At 69.1% G+C, this 22915-nt stretch carries 24 protein-coding genes and 1 pseudogene; 8 read left to right on the top strand and 17 right to left on the bottom strand.

Annotated elements, in window-relative coordinates; genetic code table 11:
• Window positions 1-33: 33 nt before the first annotated feature.
• The 5 genes from AC27L4_RS01490 to AC27L4_RS01470 all read right to left on the bottom strand — a co-directional run bounded on the left by AC27L4_RS01490 (window position 34) and on the right by AC27L4_RS01470 (window position 3897).
• Complete coding sequence (locus tag AC27L4_RS01490) at window positions 34-927, bottom strand: dihydrodipicolinate synthase family protein (protein ID WP_487140177.1); 894 nt, start codon at window positions 925-927, stop codon at window positions 34-36.
• Between the two features lie 28 nt (window positions 928-955).
• On the bottom strand, window positions 956-1678 hold the full coding sequence (locus AC27L4_RS01485; RefSeq protein WP_487140940.1) for an amino acid ABC transporter ATP-binding protein: 723 nt from the start codon (window positions 1676-1678) through the stop codon (window positions 956-958).
• A complete protein-coding gene (locus AC27L4_RS01480) occupies window positions 1671-2339 on the bottom strand; it encodes an amino acid ABC transporter permease (RefSeq protein ID WP_487140176.1) in 669 nt (222 codons plus the stop codon). The genes AC27L4_RS01485 and AC27L4_RS01480 overlap by 8 nt, the downstream gene beginning before the upstream one ends.
• A 12-nt stretch (window positions 2340-2351) precedes the next feature.
• Window positions 2352-3014 carry an amino acid ABC transporter permease gene (locus tag AC27L4_RS01475; protein ID WP_487140175.1) on the bottom strand — a complete coding sequence of 221 codons (663 nt, stop codon included), beginning with the start codon at window positions 3012-3014 and terminating at the stop codon, window positions 2352-2354.
• 64 nt (window positions 3015-3078) lie between these two features.
• On the bottom strand, window positions 3079-3897 hold the full coding sequence (locus AC27L4_RS01470; RefSeq protein WP_487140174.1) for an ABC transporter substrate-binding protein: 819 nt from the start codon (window positions 3895-3897) through the stop codon (window positions 3079-3081).
• 227 nt (window positions 3898-4124) lie between these two features.
• On the opposite strand from AC27L4_RS01470, the gene AC27L4_RS01465 reads away from it, so the two are divergent.
• Both AC27L4_RS01465 and AC27L4_RS01460 read left to right on the top strand, forming a co-directional pair.
• A complete protein-coding gene (locus tag AC27L4_RS01465) occupies window positions 4125-4814 on the top strand; it encodes a GntR family transcriptional regulator (RefSeq protein WP_487140173.1) in 690 nt (229 codons plus the stop codon).
• 22 nt (window positions 4815-4836) lie between these two features.
• Window positions 4837-4953, top strand: a pseudogene (locus AC27L4_RS01460) (VapC toxin family PIN domain ribonuclease); the annotation flags it as partial.
• A 377-nt stretch (window positions 4954-5330) separates the two neighbouring features.
• Here AC27L4_RS01460 and AC27L4_RS01455 read toward each other — a convergent pair.
• The 6 genes from AC27L4_RS01455 to AC27L4_RS01430 are packed head-to-tail and all read right to left on the bottom strand — an operon-like array spanning window position 5331 to window position 8682.
• A complete protein-coding gene (locus AC27L4_RS01455; protein WP_487140172.1) occupies window positions 5331-5993 on the bottom strand; it encodes a CDP-alcohol phosphatidyltransferase family protein in 663 nt (220 codons plus the stop codon).
• 2 nt (window positions 5994-5995) lie between these two features.
• Window positions 5996-6166 carry a hypothetical protein gene (locus AC27L4_RS01450; protein ID WP_487140171.1) on the bottom strand — a complete coding sequence of 57 codons (171 nt, stop codon included), beginning with the start codon at window positions 6164-6166 and terminating at the stop codon, window positions 5996-5998.
• On the bottom strand, window positions 6163-6558 hold the full coding sequence (locus AC27L4_RS01445) for a hypothetical protein (RefSeq protein WP_487140170.1): 396 nt from the start codon (window positions 6556-6558) through the stop codon (window positions 6163-6165). Before AC27L4_RS01445 ends, AC27L4_RS01450 begins: the two co-directional genes overlap by 4 nt.
• Window positions 6555-7502, bottom strand: coding sequence for a phosphatidate cytidylyltransferase (locus tag AC27L4_RS01440; RefSeq protein WP_487140169.1), 948 nt, complete (start codon window positions 7500-7502; stop codon window positions 6555-6557). The genes AC27L4_RS01445 and AC27L4_RS01440 overlap by 4 nt, the downstream gene beginning before the upstream one ends.
• Window positions 7499-8191 (bottom strand): lysophospholipid acyltransferase family protein, encoded by a 693-nt coding sequence (locus AC27L4_RS01435; RefSeq protein WP_487140168.1) that lies wholly within the window; start codon window positions 8189-8191, stop codon window positions 7499-7501. Before AC27L4_RS01435 ends, AC27L4_RS01440 begins: the two co-directional genes overlap by 4 nt.
• The gene (locus AC27L4_RS01430; RefSeq protein WP_487140167.1) at window positions 8188-8682 is read right to left on the bottom strand and encodes a hypothetical protein; all 495 of its coding nucleotides are present in this window, start codon (window positions 8680-8682) and stop codon (window positions 8188-8190) included. The genes AC27L4_RS01435 and AC27L4_RS01430 overlap by 4 nt, the downstream gene beginning before the upstream one ends.
• Here AC27L4_RS01430 and AC27L4_RS01425 point away from each other — a divergent pair.
• From AC27L4_RS01425 to ku (AC27L4_RS01405), 5 genes are all read left to right on the top strand, one after another.
• Complete coding sequence (locus AC27L4_RS01425) at window positions 8681-9007, top strand: IS66 family transposase (protein ID WP_487140166.1); 327 nt, start codon at window positions 8681-8683, stop codon at window positions 9005-9007. The genes AC27L4_RS01430 and AC27L4_RS01425 overlap by 2 nt on opposite strands.
• 25 nt (window positions 9008-9032) lie before the next feature.
• Entirely contained in the window at window positions 9033-9437 is a 405-nt protein-coding gene (locus AC27L4_RS01420; RefSeq protein ID WP_487140939.1) for an IS66 family transposase, read from the top strand.
• 152 nt (window positions 9438-9589) lie between these two features.
• Window positions 9590-10486, top strand: coding sequence for a DUF72 domain-containing protein (locus AC27L4_RS01415; protein WP_487140165.1), 897 nt, complete (start codon window positions 9590-9592; stop codon window positions 10484-10486).
• Window positions 10487-10674: 188 nt separating this feature from the next.
• The gene (locus AC27L4_RS01410) at window positions 10675-12114 is read left to right on the top strand and encodes a PAS domain S-box protein (RefSeq protein WP_487140164.1); all 1440 of its coding nucleotides are present in this window, start codon (window positions 10675-10677) and stop codon (window positions 12112-12114) included.
• A 257-nt stretch (window positions 12115-12371) separates the two neighbouring features.
• Complete coding sequence (ku, locus tag AC27L4_RS01405) at window positions 12372-13178, top strand: non-homologous end joining protein Ku (protein ID WP_487140163.1); 807 nt, start codon at window positions 12372-12374, stop codon at window positions 13176-13178.
• Between the two features lie 6 nt (window positions 13179-13184).
• On the opposite strand, the gene ligD is transcribed toward ku (AC27L4_RS01405), so the two are convergent.
• The 4 genes from ligD to AC27L4_RS01385 all read right to left on the bottom strand — a co-directional run bounded on the left by ligD (window position 13185) and on the right by AC27L4_RS01385 (window position 19568).
• Entirely contained in the window at window positions 13185-15725 is a 2541-nt protein-coding gene (gene ligD, locus AC27L4_RS01400; protein WP_487140162.1) for a DNA ligase D, read from the bottom strand.
• Between the two features lies 1 nt (window position 15726).
• Complete coding sequence (ku, locus tag AC27L4_RS01395) at window positions 15727-16566, bottom strand: non-homologous end joining protein Ku (RefSeq protein WP_487140161.1); 840 nt, start codon at window positions 16564-16566, stop codon at window positions 15727-15729.
• Window positions 16567-16737: 171 nt separating this feature from the next.
• Window positions 16738-18345 (bottom strand): DHA2 family efflux MFS transporter permease subunit, encoded by a 1608-nt coding sequence (locus tag AC27L4_RS01390; protein ID WP_487140160.1) that lies wholly within the window; start codon window positions 18343-18345, stop codon window positions 16738-16740.
• A gap of 41 nt (window positions 18346-18386) precedes the next feature.
• Window positions 18387-19568, bottom strand: a complete 1182-nt coding sequence (locus AC27L4_RS01385; protein WP_487140159.1) for an HlyD family secretion protein — start codon at window positions 19566-19568, stop codon at window positions 18387-18389.
• 113 nt (window positions 19569-19681) lie between these two features.
• On the opposite strand from AC27L4_RS01385, the gene AC27L4_RS01380 reads away from it, so the two are divergent.
• Window positions 19682-20395, top strand: a complete 714-nt coding sequence (locus AC27L4_RS01380; protein WP_487140158.1) for a TetR/AcrR family transcriptional regulator — start codon at window positions 19682-19684, stop codon at window positions 20393-20395.
• A 460-nt stretch (window positions 20396-20855) separates the two neighbouring features.
• On the opposite strand, the gene argE is transcribed toward AC27L4_RS01380, so the two are convergent.
• Complete coding sequence (argE, locus tag AC27L4_RS01375; protein WP_487140157.1) at window positions 20856-21992, bottom strand: acetylornithine deacetylase; 1137 nt, start codon at window positions 21990-21992, stop codon at window positions 20856-20858.
• A 58-nt stretch (window positions 21993-22050) separates the two neighbouring features.
• Complete coding sequence (gene uraH, locus AC27L4_RS01370; RefSeq protein ID WP_487140156.1) at window positions 22051-22860, bottom strand: hydroxyisourate hydrolase; 810 nt, start codon at window positions 22858-22860, stop codon at window positions 22051-22053.
• Between the last annotated feature and the right edge of the window lie 55 nt (window positions 22861-22915).

The following is a 22915-nucleotide window of genomic DNA, read 5'->3' as shown; positions in this document are numbered from 1 at the left end:
GGAGGGAATGGCGTGCTCGGGGCGCGCCGGGCCTTACGCCGCCGGCAGGCTGGGGCGGTTGGCGAGGGCCTCGCGCACCAGGCGTTCGACCCGGGCGCGGTCCTCGCCCTCCAGCGGCAGGCGGGGGGCGCGGACGCGCTCGGTGGTGCCGATCACCAGGGCCTCGACCAGCTTGAGGTTCTGCACCAGGTAGGTCGAGACGTCGAGGTCGAGCAGCGGGCGGAACCAGCGGTAGATCGCCAGCGCCTCGTCGTAGCGCTTGGCCTTGATCAGCCGGTAGATCGCCACGGTCTCGTGCGGGAAGGCGACGACCAGGCCGGCGATCCAGCCGACGGCCCCGCTGGTCAGCGCCTCGTAGGCGAGATTGTCGACGCCGGTGAAGACGTCGTAGCGGTCGCCGAGGCGGTTGAAGATGTCGAGCGTGCGGCGGATGTCGTCGGAGGATTCCTTGATCGCCACGAAGCGCTTGTCGGCGGCGATCTCCTCCATGATGTCGACGGTGACGTCGACCCGGTAGGCGATGCGGTTGGAATAGATCATCACCGGCAGGTCGCCGGCCTCGGCCACCGCGCGCAGCGCCGTCGCCGTCTCCTTCGGATTGGTGTGGTAGATGGTGCTGGGCACCACCATCAGCCCGTCGGCGCCCTGTTGCGCGGCCCGGCGGGCCAGCGTCGCGGCGTCGCGGGTCGCGGCCTCGGCGACCGTCATCAGCACGGGCCGGCCTCCGGCGACGCCCTGGGCGGTCTTCAGCACGGCGAGCCGCTCGTCATGGGAGAGCATCGGCCCTTCGCCGAGCGAGCCGTTGACGATCAGGCCGTCGACGCCGGCCTCGATCTGGAAGGCGAAGCAACGCTCCATCTCCTTGTGGTCGAGGGAGCCGTCCTCCCGGAACTTGGCGGTGACGGCGGGCAGGATGCCGGTCCACATGGTCATTCTCCTTGAAAGGTTGGGGATTTCAGAGCACGGACTTGAGGAAGGCGGCCGTCTCGGGCTGCCGGGGATTGCCGATCACCTGCGCCGGCGGACCGATCTCGTGGATCCGGCCCTTGTGGAAGAAGGCGACACGGTCGGAGACCTCGCGGGCGAAGGCGATCTCGTGGGTGACGACGATCATGGTCATGCCCTCGGACGAAAGCAGGCGCATGGTGTCGAGCACCTCGCCGACGAGCTGGGGGTCGAGCGCCGAGGTGACCTCGTCGAACAGCATGTAGTCCGGCGCCATGGCCAGCGCCCGGGCGATGGCCATGCGCTGCTGCTGGCCGCCGGAGAGGCGCGAGGGATAGACCTTCAGCTTCTCGGCCAGGCCGACATGGCTGAGCTTCTCCACCGCGACCGCCTCCGCTTCGGCCCGGCTGCGTCCGAGCACCTTGCGCGGCGCCAGCATGACGTTCTCCAGCACGGTCAGGTGCGGGAAGGCGTTCCATTGCTGGAAGACGATGCCGATCTTGCGCCGCAGCTTGTTGAGGTCGGTGCCGCGGGCGTGCACATCGGTGCCGTCGACCAGTATGCGGCCGGAATTGATCGGCTCCAGGCCGTTGATGCACATCAGCAGCGTCGACTTGCCTGAGCCGGAGCCGCCGATCACCGAGACGACCTCGCCCTTCTCGACGGTCATGCTCACGCCCTTGATCACCTCGAGCGCGGCGAAGGATTTGTGGACGTCGACGATCTCAATCATGGTCACGCCACCTCTTTTCGAGCCTCGCCCCGAGGCGCGCAATGGGAAAGCTCATCAGGAAATAGATCAACCCGGCGACGGTGAGCACGAAGAGCGGCTCCTGGATGCGGGTGACGATGATCTGCGAGGAGCGCAGCAGCTCGACGATGCCGATCCACAGCACCAGGGCGGTGTCCTTCATGACGCCGAGGGTCAGGCCGATCCAGCTCGGCAGCGCCACGCGCAGGGCGATCGGCAGCACGATCTCGGCGAGGTCCTGGCGGTAGGTCATGCCGAGCGAGCGGGCCGCCCGCCGCGTCGTCGCCGGCACGGCGAGGATGCCGCCGCGCACGATCTCCGTGCAATAGGCGCAGGTGTAGGCCGCCAGCACGACGCAGCCGACGGTGAAGGCCGACCAGTTCAGGCCGACGATCGACTTGAAGGAGTTGGCCAGCACGAACTGGATCAGCAGCGGCACCGAGCGGAAGACATCGAGCACGAAGCCCAGCGGCATGTTGATCCACCAGGGCGAGGCCGCCCGGACGAGGCCGAAGCCGAGGCCCAGCAGCGTGCCGCCGAGCACGGCCCAGAAGGTGATGGAGAGGGTGACGCCGGCGCCCTTCAGCATGAACCAGAGGTCGTTGAGCGTGAAGGACGTGGCAAGGAACGAGGAGACGGACATCGGCTCGGCTCCTCAGTAACGGAACAGCCGCCACGCCATCAGGCGCGCCGACAGGGTGACGGCCTTGGCGATAAGGTAGTAGAGCACCGCGGCGATGGCGAAGAACTCGAAGGTGCGGAACGACTTGACGTTGAGGGCCTGGGTCACGCCGGTGAGGTCGTCGTTCAGCCCGACGACGATGCCGAGCGAGGTCATCAGGATCGCCCAGACCATCTGGTTGGTCATGGGATAGAACACGACGCGAAACATCTGCGGCAGCACGATCAGGCGAAATGCCTGGATCCGCCCCATGCCGAGCGAGCGGGCGGCGCGGACCTGGGTGTCGGGCACGGCGCGCAATCCGCCGCGGAAGGTCTCGGCGAGGTAGCCGGCATTGTTGAAGGTGATGCCGGCGAGCAGCGCCGGGAACGAATCGAGGTGGATGCCGAGCGAGCCCAGGCCGAAATAGGCCATGTAGATCTGGAACAGGGCCGGCGTGTTGCGCGCGGCCTCGACCCAGACCGTGGCGCCGCCGCGCAGGACGCGCGACGCGGAGCCGCTCGCCACCGCCAGCAGCACGGCGAAAAAGACGCCGAGCGCCATGGACAGCACGGCGACCTCCAGCGTCACCAGTGCGCCCCACAGCATGTCCGGCAAGGCCCGGAACGCCGGCAGCCAATGGAAGGTGTAGTTCATCGCTCTCGCCCGATCCCGGGGTGACGGGTCCGCGCGCCGGGACCGGGGTCCCGGCGCCGCGCGCTCAGCGATAGACCCCCGGGATCGTCAGGTTCGGCGGCTCGCCGAGGCCGATCCACTTGTCGTAGAGCGCCTTGTAGCGGCCGGTGCGCACCTGCTGGTTGATGAACAGGTTGAGATAGTTGATCAGCCCCTGCTCCTGGCGCAGCGCGATCAGCGAGACGTAGTCGATGTCGTAGGGGGCGTAGCCGGTCATGGTCAGGCCCTTGTACTTGCCCTCCTTGACGATGGCGGCGGCGACGGTGGAGGTGACGACGGTGGCGTCGATCTGGCCCTGGGCCAGGGCGAGGAACACGTCGGCCTGGGTCTGATAGCCGCGGAAGGAGCCGTTCGGATCGTTCCAGGCCTTGACGTCGTTCTCCAGGGCCAGCGCCTCGAAGGTGCCGGCCACCGAGCCGGTCTTGCGGCCCTTGAGCTTGTCGTAGGTGTCGAGCCCGAGCCCTTCCTTGGTGAGGATCACCATCTTGAAGGCGAAGTAGGGAATGGTGAAGCCGGCGGTCTTGGCCCGCTCCAGCGTGTCCGAGGTCGAGGCGACACCGACATCGACCCGGCCGGAGACCAATGCCGGGATGCGGTCGGGGAACGGCGTCTCGACGATCTCGGCCTTGACGCCGAGCACCTTGGCCAGGTCGTTGCAATAGTCGACGTCGAAGCCGATCGGGTTGTTGTCGGCGTCGCGCGAACCCATCGGCGGAAAATCGAGCACGACGGCGCAGCGCAGCGTGCCGGAGGCGATGATGTCGTCGAGCTTGTCAGCCTGTGCGGGCGCGACCGCCGCGAGCGTCAACGCCGCGGCGACGAGAACGCCGAATCCCTTGGCCATAACGGCTCTCCTCTGAAGGTCCTGTTGGTTTCTTGTTCCCGCCGCGCCGTCCGATCGGACGCTGCTGCCCGGCGACGTCACTGAGCATCTATTTTTTGGATCCAATTTGCAATATCCTTTTTACAGCAGCAGCGAACCGTGCGGACTGGCGCCGCGACGGGCGAAGACGCAAGCTGGCCGGCCGGACCGAATCGGGGCAGGACGGCGACGACCGGGAGGCGACTCAGGTGAAGGTGAAGGCTACGGACATCGCCCAGATGGCGTCGGCGTCCGACGTGATCTTCGAGGCGCTGCGCGAGGCGATCGCCCAGGGCGACGTCAAGGAGGGCCAGATGCTGCGCCAGGACCACATCGCCCGCATGTTCAACGTCAGCCGCATCCCGGTGCGCGAGGCGCTGACACGGCTGGAGGAGCAGGGCCTGGTCTCGACACAGCGCTATCGCGGGGCCGTGGTGACCACGCTCTCCACCGACGAGGTGCGCGAGATCTTCGAGTTCCGCGCCCTGCTGGAGCCGGAAGTGCTGCGCTACTCGATCGAGCGCATCTCGGACGAGGCGCTGGAGCAGGCCAAGGCCTATGCCCACGCCTTCGCCACCGAGCCCGACTCGTCACATTGGGGCGAGCTCAACCGGCGGTTCCACTACAGCCTCTACGAGGCGTCCGGCCGCCCCTATTATCTCCAGACCATCCGGGCGGCGCTCGACCGGGTCGACCGCTACCTGCGGGCCCAGCTGGTGCTGACCGACGGCATGGCCCGGGCCCGGCGCGAGCACGAGGGCATCCTGCAGGCCTGCATCGCGCGCGACGCCGAACGCGCGGCCGAGCTCACCCGCGACCATATCCTGGGCGCCAGCGCCTCGCTGATCGCCTTCCTCGACCGGACGAGGGCGGAACGCAAGGCGGCGGAGGGCGAGTGAGCGGGGGTGGGCATGCGGCGCCGGGCCGGCCCGGCGCGGTTGTCCCGACCGCCCTGCCGAGCGGATCCGGCAATTCTTGCTGCGGGTCGACGTCCTGCCCTGGGATCATAGCGTGGCCAGGACCTATGGCGACCCGCGCTTCATGAAGCCTGGCGGGTTCTCGCACGTGCACCAATCAGCTCGAGAGCAGAGGTGGGCCAAGCTAATTCGCTCCTAATCCATGCCACTGCATTGTGGCCTGCCGCCCTGTGACCGGATGCATGAGGTGGCTCAGGAGCCGGGAAGCGCGCCACCACGTGTCTTCCCGGCTCCTGCGAGAGAACGCCGTTGACGCCGGGCCAGCAGCTTGCCGGCGCCGGCCATGATGGCGCCGGAATCCAGGCGAACCGTCAGGCGCGGGTCGAGCCGGCGACGGCGGTCGTCTCGCGCGCCGGCCATGGAGGGGGGATGGCCTTGCATTCGCGCCGCCAGGCGTAGGGACCGGAGCTCCGCTCGATCATACAGTGTCTGGTGCCGTCAGGTGTTGCTCATGTCGGCGACCGCTCGTGCCCGCAGTCCCGCGACCAAACGCGAAGCCCGGCGGATGACCGTAAGACCGGAGCCGATAGCAATCGCCCAGAGCGCAACGAAGAGGATCTGGTCTCGGCCGTCCCAAAGCGGTTCCCAGAGCGACAGGAGCGCCGCGCCGGTGACGACCGCCATGCGATGCTGCTTCGCCATCGGGCCGGAAAAATCGGCCGGGAGGCCGCAGGCGCGGCCGAGCTCGCGCACATAGGCCGTGAACACGGCAAGCCCCGCCGCAGCCCAGCCGAGCGCCGGTTGCCCGATGCCATGGCCTGCTCCCACGAAAATCAGCGTATCGGCGACCCGATCCGGAAACTCGTTCCAGAAGGCGCCGTCCGGCGCGCGCTTGCCGCCCTCGATCGCCACCATACCGTCGAAGAGATTGCAGAGGAGTCGGAGCTGGCAAAACAATGCCGCGAGGACCAACGGTAGCGGTCGCCAGCTCGCAATGCACTGCCCCGCAGCCAAGAACGCAAGACCGGCCCATCCGGCCATGACCATGCTTGTCATGGAAATCTGGTTGGGCGTCAGGCCGGTCCGCGCGAGAAAGCGTGCGACTGATCTTGCCCATCCGGTGTCGCGGCTCGCGAGCGGCCGTCTGTCGGTATCGATCATCGTCAGCCACCGATTCCGTGATCGATCAGCACACCGAAATCCAGGCTGCTTGTCTCCCCTTCGAACGCAGTCAGGTGTCCGTTGGAGAACCCAGGCGCGGTGTAGCCGATGTCGCCGAGCCCTGCCGCGAGCAGGAACCTGATGCCGATGATCAATGTCAGGCCTTGCATCATGAGAGACTCTTTCGAGCGCGCCAGAGCGCGAAACTGTAGAGGGCCGCGTAGCTGGTCGAGACCGATAGCGGCAGGGCGATCGTCCAGCCCAGCTCGGGCGTCGAGCCGAGCCTGTGCATGGCGGTCAGGACGATGCTCGACAGGATGAAGGCCGTCACCGGAGGAAGGATCAGCGTGGCCATGCCGTGCAGCCGCCCCGCGAGCGCTTCGATCCCGCGCTTCAGGATCAGCGTGATCGAGGCCGAGATGGTCCCCTGGATCAGCATCGCCGTGAGCGGCGCCGGCATGGCGTGCTGACGGTTGGCGAAGGCGGCCCAGCCACCCATGGCCAAGAAGGCGACGGACGCATGCACGCAGCTCAGGCGCGCCGAGCTTTTCTTGGGCGCACTCATGTGGCCGACCACCCGTAGCGCGTCAGATGGAAGAAGATCGGCGCCGAGAACAGCACGGAATCGAGCCGGTCGAGGAAGCCGCCATGGCCGGCGATGAGATGGCCCCAGTCCTTGACGCCGCGATCCCGCTTGATCGCGGACATGACCAGGCCGCCGAAGAAGCCCATCAGCACGATCACCAGGGACATCAGCGCCGCCTGGAGCGGCGTGAAGGGTGTCATCCACGCCAGGCCCGCGCCGACCGCCGTCGCGCTCAGCGCACCGCCGAGGAAACCTTCGACCGTCTTGGAGGGAGACAGGCGCGGCGCGATCTTCGTCCGGCCGAAGAGCTTGCCCCAGACATATTGCAGGACGTCGCTGATCTGGGCGACAATCACGAGGAACGCGATCAGCAGCACGTTGCGACCGGCAAAGCCGGGAATGTCGAGGCTGAGCAGCGCCGGCACGTGCGAGATGCAGAAGACGCAGATCATCAGCGCCCATTGCACCTCGGCGATCCGCACCAGGAAATTGTCGGTGTCGCCGCGCAGCGCCGCGACGATCGGCATCGCCAGGAAGGCGTAGACCGGGATGAAGATCGCATAGAGCCCGTACCAGTCGATCCAGATCAGGTAGTACTGGATCGGCAGGACGACGAAGAAAGCGGCCGCCAGCGCCCAGTGATCGCCGCGGCGCGTGTCGGTCAGCGTGATGAACTCGCGCAGCGCGGCGAAGGAGCAGAAGGCGAAGAGCAGCGTCACGCCGATGCGGCCGCCGACGAGTGCGATGCCCATCAGGACGACCATCACCCACCAGGCCTGGATGCGGTCGTTGAGGTTCTCGACGACGGCGTTCGGCGTGCCGGCCGTCTTCCGGGCGAGCGCGTAGCCGATCGCGGAGGCGACTGCCAGCACGCCGAGCAAGCCGGCGAGGACCCAGATCAGATCGGGATGCGGCATCGTCATCGCGCGCCTGCCTTCGGAGAGAGCGCGAGCAGGGCCGCCTGCGCCCGAGCCAGAAAATCCTGCTTGCTCTCGTCCGTACCGAGGCACAGCGGCGCGCCGAACGTCACCGTGCAGAGCAGCGGCAGCGGCACGAACTCGCCCTTGGGCATGACGCGGTTGAGATTGTCGATCCAGACCGGAACGAGCTCGACATCGGGCCGCGCCCGGGCGAGATGGTAGATCCCGCCCTTGAACGGCAAGAGCGCCTCATCGGTCATGTTGCGGGTCCCTTCCGGGAAGACGATCAGCGAGGCGCCGGCATCAATGGCCTCGGCCATCTGCGCGACCGGATCGACCGTGCGCGCAGCCCGGTCGCGCTCGATCAGCACCGCGTTGAAGACGTCGCGGCCGATGAAGCGCCGGACCTTGGACCTCAGCCAATAATCGGCCCCGGCGACCGGGCGGGTGCCTTGACGCAAGCGCGGTGGCAGAACCGCCCAGACCAGCACGAAGTCGCCATGGCTGGTATGGTTCGCGAAATAGACCCGCTGCGTTTCGGTCGGCTCCGAACCGGCCCAGATGCCGCGGACGGCGGTGATGATGCGGGCAAAGCCGAGGACCGCCGTACCGGCAATCACGGCGAGCGCACGGCTGCGCCGGCGAGGGCCCGGCTCCACGGCCACGTCGAACCTGGTGGCAGCGTCGCTCATTCGTCGTCGCAGGACACCGTCCAGCTCCCGGCGCCAAAAAGCGTCAGCTTGCCCTTGTAGGTGGTCGAACTGCCCCGCTTCTTCGAGGTCAGGACGACCTTGCCCACCGGCTGGCCATCCGAGGCGGCGAAGTCCGTGGCAAAGCTCTTGCGACCGGCCGATACATGGCCGAGCCGGATGGGCTTGCCGGCGCCATACACTTCGTTGGTCGTGAAGCTCGTATCGCCATGCGTGATCGTCGCGGCGGCAATGGAAATCATGTCAGCTTGGCCGAGCAGAAGCCCGACCTCGACGGCGGACTCGCTGTCGCTGCAGAACATCCATTCCGTCGCTCGTGCCGAGCCCGCACCGACGCCGCAGGCGACCAGCGCGGCGGCGGCCGTCGCGGCGATCATCCGTCTGCGGCGCGGCGGTCCGCTCCGGGCATCCGGGATGGCGAAGTTATCCTGGGGCCCGACAAGACGCGAACCGGATCGAACGAATGGGCGCATGTCTGGATATCCGTGTGCGGCCGGGGCCGATGATTGGATCCGGAGAAAAGCGCAGTTGCGTTGCGTGCCGATTTTCCGCGTGTTTCAGCCGTGTTTCGGTGAAGGTCTTTCCTTGCGCTACCATCCGCTGCATGCGCGCCGGAAGAGCCGAGCCGGGCGGACAGGGGCAATCCATCCGATCGCGCTGGAGGCGGTGCAGCGTCTCGACGCCGTGTTCGGCATCGAGCGCGAGATCAGCGGACTGAACGCCGGGGTGCGCCACGGCATTCGCCAGGACCGCAGCGTGGTCCTGATAGAAGAGCTGCACGCTTGGTCGACCGCCTGACTGGCCAAGCTCTCGCGCGACCACGATCTCGCCAAGGCCATCAACGACATGCCGCGCCGCTGGCCGGTCTTCAGTAAGCGCCACGCTGGAACGGCCGCAAGGACCATGGCCGCTCGTCCATTGCTGGACCCACCTGCGCCGACGCCTCGTCAAGCCGGCGCGCAACACCAAATCGCCGATCGCCGAGGCGGCGATACGCCAGATCGCGGCGCTCTATGCCATCAAGGCAACCGCGCGCGGAGCATCGCCGCAATTGCGGCTGGCCGCCCGGCGGGAGCATTCCGCGCCCGAACGGCCGCCCCTGCCGGTCCTCCCGGTCGCTCGGCTGCTCGCCGACGAAGGCGATAGGCGCCCCCGGGCGGCCCCTCGCCCGGAACCATCCGCGACGAACCAGCCACCCCGGGCGGGATGGCCCGCAGCGCCGCATTGAGCGCCTCCAGGCTGTCGATGCCCATCTGCGGCCCCGGCATGGACCCCTGTGCCTGCCTCATCGCCGCCTTCCCGTGTCCCTTTCCCGAGGAACGCAGCCGGCGCCGAAGCGTTCGATTGTCGATGGAAACTGCACGCATCGGAGCCGCCAGGATGCGCCGCGCGGATGTCAGGATCGGCATATCGGGCTGGACCTACGCGGCCTGGCGGGGCGCCTTCTATCCGGAGGGACTCGGCCGCCGGCGAGAGCTCGCCTTTGCCAGCCGGGCCTTCCCTGCCATCGAGGTGAACGGCACGTTCTACAGGCTGCAGACGCCCGAAAGCTTTGCCCGCTGGTCGGGGGAGACGCCGGACGGCTTCGTCTTCGCCGTCAAGGCGCCGCGCTTCATCACCCATGTCCGGCGTCTGCGCGAGCCATCGGCTCCGCTGGCGAACTTCCTGGCCTCGGGCGTGCTGCGGCTCGGGCCCAAGCTCGGCCCGATCCTCTGGCAGTTGCCGCCGAGCCTGCACTTCGACGAGCGGTTGCTGGAGGATTTCCTCGCCCTGCTGCCGCACGACACCGACGCGGCCTCCGCCTGCGCCGCCCGGCACGACGGGCATCTCCCGTTCCGGGCCTGGCTGCGCGCGGAGGACCACGGGCCTCTGCGTCATGCCATCGAGGTCCGCCATGAGAGCTTCGCCGATCCGGCCTTCGTCGCGTTGCTCCGCCGGCACGACGTGGCCCTGGTCTGCGCCGATACCGCCACCTGGCCGAGGCGGATGGATCTGACCTCCGACTTCGTCTATTGCCGCCTCCACGGCTCCGAGGAGCTCTACCGCAGCAACTATGACGACGAGGCGCTCGACCGCTGGGCCCGCCGGGTCCGCGCCTGGTCGCACGGCCGGCCCATGGCCGATGGACGCTTTGCCGGTCCCCGCACGGGCGAGGCGCGTCCGCGCGACGTCTTCGTCTTCTTCGACAACACCGACAAGGTGCGCGCGCCCGGCAATGCCCGCTCCCTGACGGACAAGCTCGGCCTCGCCCGCAGGCAGCCCTCGGCCGCGGCCTGAGCATCGGCTCGCGCCGGACCTCGGCACCGCCTTCGGGTCGCTCCGCCGGGCGCCTCTCCGCCCTGTATTTCCCCCGAACGCGCCATTATGGTGGAGAGGAGCCTTGGCAAGAGGATATTCCGCAGCGTCCCCCGGCGAGGGCACCTGCGGGAGCGCCGCCGCCGGGGCGCGCGTGCGGGGATGTCGCGATGAACTGGAAGCCGATGGGAAAGCCGGACTCGGAGTGGGAGGCGGCGCTCAGGCCGGCGAGGCCCGCCACGACACTGCCGCACGGCCTGGCCGTCGCCGACATCCTCGAAGTGCTGCCCGAGGCGGTCTACATGACCGATGCGGCCGGCCGGATCACCTTCTACAACCGGCGGGCGGCCGAGCTGTGGGGCGTCGCCCCGGCGCTCGGGACCACGGCCTTTCCCGATCCCTGGCGGCTCTACTGGCCGGACGACCGCTCCCTGCCGCACGGCGAGAGCCCGATGGCCGTCGCGCTCCGGGACAAGTCCGCCAGCCGCGGCCTGGAGATCGTCGCCGAGCGGCCGGACGGGACCCGCGTCTCCTTCCTCGCCTTTGCCACGCCGCTGCTCGACGAGACCGGCGCCCTGACCGGCGCCATCAACATGCTGGTCGACCTGACGGACTCCAACCTCGCCTTCCAGGACGCGCAGCACCTGGCCGCCATCGTCGAGAACTCGAGCGACGCGATCCTGACCAAGGACCTCGAAGGCACGATCACCAGTTGGAATCCCGGCGCCGAGCACCTCTTCGGCTACACGGCGGAGGAAGCGGTCGGCCGGCCGATCACCATGCTCATTCCTGCCGACCGGCTGGACGAGGAAACCGGCATCCTCGCCCGGATCCGCCGCGGCGAGCGCCTGGACCATTTCGAGACCATCCGGCGGCGCAAGGACGGCAGCCTGGTCGAGATCTCCCTGACCGTCTCCCCGGTGAAGAGCCGCAACGGCCGCATCGTCGGCGCCTCCAAGATCGCCCGCGACATCACCGAACGCCGACGCGCCGAGGAGCAGCAGCATCTGCTCATCCGCGAGATGGATCATCGGGTCAAGAACCTGTTCGCGCTCGCGAGCGGCGTGGTCGGGCTGAGCGCGCGCTCGGCCGGTTCGGTCGAAGACCTCGCCGCGACGGTCCGGGCGCGGCTGTCGTCGCTGGCCAGGGCGCATGCCCTGACGATCCCGAACGCCGCCTCGGCCGGCGACCGGCACGAGGTGTCCACGACGTTGCATGCGCTGATCCGGACGATTGCCGAGCCCTATCAGGGCGACGCCGAGGCGGAGCGCCTGAGGATCGAGGGGCCCGACATCCCGGTCTCGGGCAGCGCCGTCACGAGCTTCGCCCTGCTGCTGCACGAATTTGCGACCAACGCCGCCAAATACGGCGCCCTGTCCGTGCCCGGCGGCAGCATCGTCGTCGCCTGCCGCGTCGCCGACGATGCCGTCGCGCTGACCTGGGCCGAGCGCGGCGGACCGGGCGCGGCCGGCGGGAGAGACGGCGAAGGTTTCGGCAGCCTGCTGGCCAAGGCGACGGTGCGGGGCCAGCTCGGCGGCGAGATCGTGCGAGACTGGCTGCCCGAAGGCCTGACCATCCACCTGACGGCGGCCCGCGATCGGCTGGGCTGACGATCCTTCCCCAGGACGATCCTTCCCCAGCTTGCGCCGAGATCTGTCGGAGCCGGAGCGAAGCGTTCCGCTCCCACGGCGTTCCAGAAGGATACCGCCGGCGCGGCGGCTTGCTCCCCCGTGTTCGTCATGCCCCGGAGGCCCGCTTGGAGGCCCACGGACCGGGCCATCCCGACCAGCCCGATCGACCGAGCCGGCAAGGCGGGGAACCCATTCGCGCCGGCGGCCGTTGACGTCCTGTCCGACGGAGGCAAGCGATGGCGCAGCGCCCGTTCTGGAGGGGCTATCTGAAGCTCTCCCTGGTGACCTGTGCGGTGTCGATGAGCCCGGCGACGTCCGAGGCGGAGAAGGTGCGCTTCCACACCCTCAACCGGGCGACCGGCCACCGGGTCGTCAGCCGCTATATGGATGCGGTCAGCGGCAAGCCGGTCGCCGAGGAGGACGAGGTCAAGGGCTATCAGCGCGGCGAGGACGACTACGTCATGCTGGAGGACGAGGAGATCGACGCCGTCGCCCTTGAAAGCGCCCGCACGATCGACATCGAGCACTTCGTCCCGGCCGGCAGCATCGGCTGGATCTGGTATGACCGGCCGCATTATCTGACGCCGGACGACCGGGTCGGCGAGGAGGCCTTCTGCGTCATCCGGGATGCGATGGCGGCGACGAAGACGGTCGGCATCTCGCGCCTCGTCCTGTACCGGCGCGAGCGGGCGGTCATGCTGGCGCCGCGCGACAAGGGCATCGTGGTCTGGACGCTGCGCTACGGCGACGAGGTTCGCGACGAGGCCGGCCTCTTTGCGGGCGCGCCGACCGGCAAGCCGGACGCCAGGCTGATGCGGCTGGTCAAGACGATGATCGGCGAGCGCACGCGCCCCTGGGATCCCGCCATGGCCGACGATCCGGTGCAGGAACGCCTGCTCGACATCATCGCGGCGAAGAAGAAGGGCCGGAAGCACCCGGCCAGACCGCAGGCCGAGCCGGAAGCCGCGGGCAACGTGGTCGACATCATGGACGCCTTGCGCCGCAGCATCGCCTCGGAGGCCCGGCGATCCGGACGGCGGTAGATCCGCCTATCCGTGAGAGCGTCGGCGCCGCGGCGGGTCCAGGGGCGCCGCCGCCGCCCGGAAGCCGTCCCAGGGGTCGGCGCCGAGCGCGGCCAGGCGCTGCGGCGTGTTGGCGACGGTGAAATAGGCCGGCCCGATATCGGTGTCGAGCTCGTCCCAGGTCAGCGGCATCGACACGGCCGCTCCGGGGCGGGCGCGGGTGGAATAGGGCGCGACCGCGGTCATGCCGCGCTGGTTGCGCAGATAGTCGACCAGGATGCGTCCGTGCCGCTTCGCCTTGGCGATGGTCGAGACGTAACGGTCCGGCGCGTCGCGCGCCATCGCGTCGGCCAGGGCCTTGGCGAAGGCCTTCGCGGCCGGCCAGGCGGCCCGCGGCTGCAGCGGCGCGACGACGTGCAGGCCCTTGCCGCCGGAGGTCTTGACGAAGGCGGCGAGGCCGGCGCGTTCCAGCCGCTCGCGCGTCTCCCGGGCCGCCGCGATCACCGCGTCCCAGGCGACGCCCTCGCCCGGGTCCAGGTCCATCACCAGGAGGTCGGGCCGCTCCCAGTCCGCCACCGTCGAGCCCCAGGGGTGGATCTCCAGCACGCCCGACTGCACCAGCCCGATCAGCCCGTCGAGATCGCCGATGCTGATCAGCGGCTCGGCCGCTTCGTTCATCGGGTCCTTCACCAGGTCGATCTTCGGGTTGATGCCCCTCCAGGCATGCTTCTGGAAGAATTTCGGCCCGTCTATGCCGTCGGGGGCGCGCAGCAGCGCCAGCGGCCGGCCGACGATGAAAGGCGCGATCGAACGCCAGACCTGCGTGTAGTAGTCGGCGAGCCCTTCCTTGGTCACGCCGGCGTCCGGCCAATAGAGCCGGTCGGGATGGGTGAGGCGGACGGCGCGGCGCCGCGGCCTTGCCGCAGCCGTCCCGCCCCTGCCGCCCTCGCGCACGATTTCGCTCACCGGCTTGTCCTCCCGCAGTCCCCGGAACGCAGCGTGACGCAGATGTCCGTCGGCGGTCCAGGCGCGAAACTCCACCTCCGCGACCAGTTCCGGCCTGACATAGCGCACCTGGCGCGCCTCCTCGGTCGTGAGCGGCCGGGCGAAGGGACTGTCCTGGCCCCGGATCCGCTCGAGCCGGCCGAAGAGATCCCGGGCCGCGGCCGCGGTGAAGCCGGTGCCGACGCGCCCGACATGCTCCAGCCCGGCCTTGCCCTGGACGCCGAGAACGAGGGAGCCGATCGCCCTGCGCGCCGTCGCGGACGGCACGTAGCCGCCGACCACGAACTCCTGGCGGGCTGAGCATTTCGATTTGAGCCATATCCGGCCGCGGCCGGACCGGTAGGGGGAGTCGCGCCGCTTGGAGACCACGCCTTCGAGGCTCAGCCGGCAGGCATGGCGCAGGACGAGGGCGCCGCTCTCCTCGAAATGCCGGCTGTAGCGCAGGATACCGCTCTCGCCGTCGAGCAGCCGCTCCAGCAAGCGCTTGCGCTCGAGGAGCGGCAGCGCCGTGAGGTCGTGACCGTCGAGATGCAGGAGATCGAAGGCATAGAAGCGGAACCGATCCGTCCGCCCCTCGCTCAGATCCGCCTGCAGGGCGGAGAAGTCCGAGGCTCCGGCACCGGTCTCGACCACGAGCTCGCCGTCGACCAGCGCCGTGTCGACGGGCAGAGCCCGCAACGCCGCCGTCACGGCCTCGCCGAACCTGTCCGTCCAATCGAGGTCGCCGCGGGTGAGGAGCTTCACCCGGCCGGCGCGCAGATGCGCCTGCAGGCGATAACCGTCGAACTTGATCTCGTGGAGCCAGTCCTTGCCGGCCGGCGGGGCCGCGACCAGCGTCGCCAGTGCCGGCGGCACGAAGTCGGGCAGCGGTTCGGCCTTCGCGTCCCGGAAGGCGGCGGGATCGGGCCAGCCGGCGACCGACGGCTGCGAGGACGCAGCAGCCCGGCTCCCGCCCGGCCGCAGACGCCCGCTGCGCGGCGACCCGCCGGGGGCCTCGCCGGCAACATCCGCAATGTCCCGGCCGGTCTTCACCGATTCCGGCCGCTCCTCGAGGATGTCGGCGGCGCCCTCGGGCCGCGCGGCCGCGTCGTCGCCCTTGATCAGCAGCCAGTTCTCGCGCCTCTCGCCGGGCTTTTCATGCATCCTGACGAGGTGCCAGCGTCCGCCGAGCTTCTCGCCGTGCAGCTCGAATTCCAGGTGCCCCTCGGCATAGCCCCGATGGGCGTCGCCGACCGGCGACCAGGTGCCGCGGTCCCAGACCAGCACGGTGCCGCCGCCGTACTCGCCCTTGGGGATCGTGCCTTCGAAATCGCCATAGGCCAGCGGGTGATCCTCGACATGAACGGCCAGGCGCTTCTCGCCGGGCACGAGGCTTGGGCCGCGCGTCACCGCCCAGCTCTTGAGCACGCCGTCCATCTCGAGCCGGAAGTCGTAATGCAGGCGGCGGGCATCGTGCTTCTGGACGACGAAGCTGTCGCCGCGCCGCCGGGCCCGCTGCCCCCGGGGCTCCGGCGTCGCCGAGAAGTCGCGCTTGCGCCGATAGGTCTGCAGGTTCGCGGCCATGTCATCCTGCCTTGCGCCGGTCCGCCGGCCGCGTGGCCCGCCGCGCCGGCTTGCGGCCGGCCGGGCGCGCCCGGTCGGCGCTCTCGCGCAGGGCCGCCATCAGGTCCACCACCTCGGCCCCCTTCGACGGCGGCCGGGCCGTGATCGGCCGGCCGGCGGCCTTGGCCTTCACCAACTCAGCCAGCGCCGCCTCGTAGCGGTCATCGAAGCTCGAGGGGTCGAAGCGCCCCGCCTTGGTCCGGATGATGTGCTCGGCAAGGTCGAGCATCTCGCCCTCGATCCGGATGTCGGGCACGTCGGCGAAAACCTCCCGCGCGGCGCGCACCTCATAGTCGAAGTTCAGCGTGGTGGCGATCATGCCGACGCCGTCGGCGCGGATCAGCAGCGAGCGCATTCTGCGGAACAGCACCGCCCGGGCCAGGGCGGCGACCTTCCCGGCCTGCATGCCGTCGCGGATCAGGCCATAGGCCTGCCCGGCCCCGGCGTCGGCCGGCGCGAGATAATAGGGCCTGTCGAAATAGACGTCGTCGATTTCGCTGCAGGCGACGAAGGCCGAGACCGCCAGGGCCTTGTCGCTGTCGGGAATCGCCGCCGCCACCTCCTCGGGCTCCAGCATGACGACGTCGCCGGCGCCGGTCTCGTAGCCCTTGACCTGGTCGTCGCGCCCGACCGGCCTGCCGGTCTCCTCGTCGACGAACTGCCGATGCACGCGGTGCCCGGTGCGGCGGTTGAGCGTGTGGAAGGCGATCCGCTCCGAGGTCGAGGCGGCCGTGTGCAGCGAGACCGCGCAGGTCAGCTCCGCGACCTTGAGGATGCCTTTCCAGATCGCCCTTGGCGCCATTCCCGCTTTCTCCGCAAGGCCCTTTCCTCTTCAACCGGCGAGCCGCGGATCGGTTCCGGCGGGCGGCGGCACCGTCCGCAAGCGTCCGATGCCGCACGGAGTCGCGGCCGGGAGGAACACCGGCCGCTCTCGCCTGTTGCCCTCATGGCCGGGGCGCGAACGGTCCCAGCCTCAATGCGCCCCGCCCGAGTCGCCGCCCGGCTGGATCTTGCGGGCGAAGAGGAGCGACACCGCGGCGAGGGCGAGAAGCACGCCGATCACCGCGAAGGCGTCGCTGAAGCCGAGGATCAGGGCCTGGCGCCGGACGGCTGCGCCGATCGCCGCGATCGCCTTGTGCTGGGCCAGGGCCGGGTCGGCGACGCCGTGCGTCATGAAGACCTGCGTCAGTTCGGCGATCCTCTGGCGCACCTCGTCGCGATAGAGCGTCACCGACTGGCCGATGATGTTGGAATGGAACTGCTCGCGCTTGGTCAGGACCGTGGCGAGAGTGGCGGTGCCGACGGCGCCGCCGAGATTGCGCAGCATGTTCGACAGGCCCGAGGCCGCGCCGGCTTCGCTCGGCGCGATGCCGGCGGTGGTGATGGCGCTGATCGGCGTCAGCACCAGGGCCTGGCCGATGGCGCGCACGATGTTGGGAAGCCAGAACTGGTCGCCGGCGGTGTCGGGCGAGAGCGTCACGTTCATGAAGCAGCTCGCTGCGAAGATGGCGATGCCGACGAACCCGATATGGCGCGCGTCGAAGCGCTTCATCAGGATCGGCACGAGCGGGATCAGGAGGAGCTGCGGCAGCCCGGTCCAGGCCAGGACGGCGCCGATCTGCTCGGCATTGTAGTGCTGCACCTGGCCGAGATACTGCGGCAGGATATAGACCGAGCCGAAGAGCGCGAAGCCGAGCAGCACGTTGACGAGCACGCCGATGCCGAAGTTGCGGCGCTTGAGCAGGCGCAGGTTGACCAGCGGCTTCTCGACCATCAGCTCGATCGCGATGAAGGCCACCAGGAACACGGCGGCGACGATCGCCAGGCGCAGGATGAAGGACGAGGCGAACCAGTCCTCCTTGTTGCCCTCCTCGAGCACGGTCTGCAGCGCCGACAGGCCGACCGCCATGGTGACGATGCCGGCCCAGTCGCCCTGCCGGAGCAGGGAAAGCTGCATGGGCCGGCGCTCGAGCGTGAAGGCCAGGGCCGCGATCATGACGGCGCTCGGCAACGCGTTGATGAAGAAGATCGACCGCCAGCCATAGGTCTCGGTGAGGTAGCCGCCGATGGTCGGGCCGATCGCCGGGGCGAAGGTGACCGAGAGCGCGAACAGGGCCAGGCCGGTGGGCTGCTGCGGCTTGGGCAGCTTCGTCAGCACCATGGTGAAGGCCATGGGGATGAGCACGCCGCCGGCAAAACCCTGCAGGCCGCGCATGACGATCATCGAGCCAAGGTCATGCGTGAAGGAACAGGCGATCGAGAAGATCGGGAAGAGGACCGTGTTCGCGATCATGTAGCGGCGGAACGAGAACACCCGGCTGAGATAGTCGGTCAGCGGGATCACCACGATCTCGCCGATCAGGTAGGACGTCGAGATCCAGGCGCCGTTGTCGACGCCCGTGCCGATGCCGCCCTCGATGTCGAGCAGGGAGGCATTGGTGATCTGGATGTTGAGGATCGCCATGAAGGCGCCGATCATGCTGGCGAGGACCGCGATCCAGGCGGTGAGGCTCGCCTTGTCGGCGGAGATGGCGGGGGATGCGGTCGCGCGGTGCGTGGTGCCGAAGCTGCTGTCCGACATGGCTTCGCCTCCCGGGGAAGCATTGATGCTGGATTGCGACGTCAGGTCCTGGGGGCGGCCGCCGAGGCGACCTCGTGCTGACGGGCCTTCGTGTCAATGGTGGGGTAGACCGACATGCCGGGCCTGAGCTCGGCGAGGGCGGCGCTCTGCGGGTCGAGGACGATCTTGACCGGGATGCGCTGCACGACCTTGGTGAAGTTGCCGGTGGCGTTGTCGGGCGGCAGCAGGGCGAACTCCTGGCCGCTCGCCGGTGCGATGCTGTCGACCCGGCCGCGGAAGATCGTGCCGGGGAACGTGTCGACTTCGACCTCGACCGGCTGGCCGGGGCGGACATCGGTCAGCTGCGTCTCCTTGTAGTTGGCGACGACATAGGCCGCATCCATCGGCACCACCGCCATCAGCTGGGTGCCCGCCTGCACATACTGGCCGACCCGGAGCGTGCGGTTGCCGACGACGCCGTCGAGCGGCGCGACGATGCTGGTGTAGGAGAGGTTCAGCTCGGCCTGCCTGCGCAGCGCCTCGCTGCGGGCCACGGCGGCTTTCGCCTGCGCCAGTTCCGCGTCGAGCACGTCGAGCTGTTTGATGGCGCTCGCCAGCGTGGCCTGGTCCCGCGCCATCGCAGCCCGCGCCGCGGAAATGCGCGAGGAGGCCTGCTGGGCGTTCTGCACGCTGCCGAAGCCCTTGGCCGCGAGAGCGGCGTAGCGCTGATCGTCCTGCTCGGCAAAGGTCTGGTTGGCCTGGTCCACGACTATGGTGGCGCGCGCCGCATCGATGACGGACTGCTGCGCCCCGAGCACGGCGGCCTTGTTGGCGGCGGCCGCCTGCGTCGCCGCCAGGTCGGCGCCGGCCTGGTCGAGCGCGACCTTGAAGTCGCGGTCGTCGATCCGGGCGAGAAGCTGGCCGGCCTTGACCCTCTCATTGTCGGCGACGAGCACGGCGGCGATGTAGCCGGACACCTTCGGCGCGATGGCGGTGCTGTCGGCCCGGACATAGGCGTCATCCGTCGAAATCTCGAACCGCCCGACCGTCCAGTAGTCCCAGCCGAAATGCGCCGCGGCCGCCAGGGCGGCGGCACCCGCGCCGGCCAGCAGGAGCTTGCGCAGCCGCCGGGGCTTGGCAACCGGCTGTGCCGCGGGCTCGGCGGGCTTCTCGAAGAGGCCGGGCGCTGCTTCCGCCGCGGGCACCACGCGATCGACCGTCAAGGCGCTGGGATGGCTCGACATCGGACTTCCCTCTCATATCGGAGCCGACGTACCCGGCTCTCACAATAGGAAACTTATTGTTTTCCAAAATATGCCCTATAAAATGCTTGTCAACGGAAATTTGGAAAATATTCATGGTCCAAAATAGGAATCCGTCCCGCCGCCCGCCGGGCCGCCCGCAGATCCGATCCGACGAGGCCACGCGGGATCTGATCGTCGCCGCGGCGGACGACGAGTTCCAGGCCAAGGGCTATGCGTCGACCGGGATGAGCGCCGTGGCCGAAAGGGCCGGCGTTTCCACCAAGACCCTCTATCGGCTCATCCCGACCAAGGAGGAGTTGTTCAAGAGCGTCGTCTCCCGGCGGATCGGCCGCTTCATGCTGGAGATCGACCAGGCCGTGGAGGGCTCACGGGACATGCCGACGGCCCTTGAGCAGATCCTGCTCGCCTATGGCAATCTGGTGCTCAGCAAGGAGGTGATCGGCGTCACGCGTCTCGTCCTGGCCGAAGGCCCGCGGTTTCCCGAGATCGCCGCGGCCTTCTACGAGAACGCCGTGCGGCGCACCGGCGAAGCGATGGAGCGCTGGCTCCGCCGGCAGTGCGAACGCGGCCTGGTCGCGCTGGAAGACCCGCAGGCGGCGACCGGCATGCTCCGGGGCATGATGGCGATGGAACCGCAGCGGGCCGCGATGCTGGGGCAATCGGCGCCGCCGGACGCCGCGGCGATCGCGCGGCGCGCCAGGCTCTGCGCCCGCCTGTTCCTCGACGGCTGCGCCCGGACGGAGGATGCCGGCGATCCTCCCGCCGAGACCCGTCACCTCCCCTGCCCGCCCCCCCGCCCGGACTGAAGCCGTGCCGGGGAGAGCCCATAGGCGCTAAGATAAGTGATCGTTGGAGACACGGGCTCGCCTGCTCCATCGCGTCATGGCCGGACTTGATCCCATAGGCGCTAAGATAGGGCCGGACCATGCCGCTGCTGAAAAGGGCGACACCCTCTCAGCGTCATGGCCGGACTTGATCCGGCCATCCACGCGAACGCGACGGCGGCGGGTTCGGTACCCGCTTGGCCGGTGCCCTTTTCTGCGCCGACAATGGTCGCGTGGATAGCCGGATCAAGTCCGGCCATGACGGCTGAAAGGGCATCGCCTTTCCCCGGAGCGACGTGGTCCGGCCCTATCTTAGCGCCTATGGGGGAGGACCAGGGTTTCCAGGATTGTCTACAAGTCACAATTGAATTGTGTACACTCATTGCCGGAATCCGGCCGATGGCGGGGCTGCGCCGGCCACCGGTCGAGAGACGGGACGCCGTCAGGCGCTCGCCTCGTCGAGCAGGCGCCAGAGGAAGCCCTCGCAGCGCGCGACCTGGTCGAGCGTGATGAACTCGTCGGCCTTGTGCGCCTGGTCGATCGAGCCCGGACCGCAGATGATGGTCGGGATGCCGGCGTCCTGGAAATGGCCGGCCTCGGTGCCGAAGCCGACGCAGGTCGAGCCGTCGGTGCCGGAGAGCCTCTGCGCCAGGCGGGTCACGTCGGCGTCGGCCGGCGTGTTGAGCGCGGCCGCCCCCGGCACCTTCCGCCACTCGAAGCCGGTCGCGGGCGAGACCGCACGCATCTCCGGCTCGACATGGCGGGCGACGAAAGCCTTGCATTCGTCGACATAGTCCTCCGGATTCTCGCCCGGCAGGAAGCGGATGTCGAAGTCGAAGGTGCAGTGGCCGGCAACGATGTTGACGGCGGTGCCGCCGTTGACCATGCAGCACTGGATGGTGGTGTAGGCCGGCGCATCGAAGTCGGTGTTGTAGGGGCCCTCGTCGCGCAGGCGGCGCTGGATGCGCTTGAAGCAGGCGATCGCCTCGGCCGCTGCCTCGACCGCGTTGACGCCCTGATGGGCGACACCCGAATGGGCCGGCAGGCCGGTGACGCGGACATGACCGCCGATCTTGCCCTTGTGGGCGCGGATCACCGTCATCTGCGACGGCTCGCCGACGATGCAGGCCTGCGGCATGGGCCCGCGGCGGACAAGGTCGTCGATCAGGAGCGGCACGCCCAGGCAGCCGACCTCCTCGTCGAAGGACATGGCGAAATGCAGCGGCGTCTTCAACTCGCGCTTGAGGAATTCCGGTGCGAAGGCGGTGGCGATGGCCAGGAACCCCTTCATGTCGCAAACGCCGCGCCCGAAGACCTTGCCGTCGCGCCGGGCCAGCCGGAAGGGGTCGGAGGTCCATTGCTGGTCGTCGACGGGCACGATGTCGGTGTGGCCTGACAGGACGATGCCTGGCCGGTCCTTCGGGCCGATGGTCGCAAACAGGTTCGCCTTGCGGCCTTCCGCGTCATGGGTCAGCACGGACTCGACGCCGAGCCCGGCGAGATGGTCGCGCACGAAATGGATCAGCGGCAGGTTGCTGTCCCGGCTCGTCGTGTCGAAGCCGATGAACCTCTCGATCATGTCAAGGCTGAACAAGTCGCCCGGACGGCCGTACCCCGGCATGAGCCTCTCCTAGTTTCTAGCTTCCCCGGTAGCAGCTGTAGCCCCAGGGGGACAGAAGCAGCGGGATGTGATGATGCGCAGCGGCGCCGCCGACCCGGACGCGCACGCGGATATGGTCGAAGAATGGCTTGGCGCCGACGCCGAAGCCGGCGCGGGCGTAATAGTCGCCGGCGGCGAAGCTGATCTCATAGTCGCCCGGGGCGAGCTGCCCGGCCTCGACCAGCCAACGGTCCGTGCGCCCCTCGTCGTTGACGGTGAAGCGGCCAACGGGCTCCCACAGGTCGGCGGCACGCCGGGAGAGCCGTCCCTCGAGCCCCCCTGCCCCGATGCCCCGGGCCAGGTCGATGGCATGGAGCGTGAGGCCGGCGCCGCCGACACCGGGCGGCGGGGCGGCCGGATGCTCCGGCAAGCCGACCCGGGCATCGATGGCGCCCCAGGTGCCGGCGTCGTCCGGCACCCGCGACGGCGGCGCGCCGCGATAGGTCGAGTAGCCGCCCGGCGCCAGCACCAGCGGCACATGATAGTGTCCGGTGAGGTCGGTGATGTTGAACTCCACCGGAATGATCCCGAAGGGCGAGGCGGCGCCGTGATAGGCGCCGGCGTCGAACTCCAGCACATAGGCGCCTGCCTCGACCGTCGAGCGCGTCAGCAGCGGCGCGTCGCAGCGCCCCTGCGCGTTGGTGACCGCCCTGGCGACGGGGCGCCTCCGGTCGCCGTCGAGACGATACAGCGCGACGGCGAGGTTGGCTGCCGGGACGCCGCGGGCGATATCGAGGGCGTGGGTGGTCAGCGAGGCCGCTTCCGAATGCAGGTCCGACGAGGCCATGAAACGTCTCGGGAATGCGTGCCGCCGGGGAGCGGCCTTCCCGATCATTTTACAA

Source organism: Labrys sp. Lb11, from assembly GCF_057554225.1.
The sequence above is the reverse complement of the archived record's forward strand: the minus strand, read 5'-3'. Positions and strand labels throughout refer to the sequence as shown.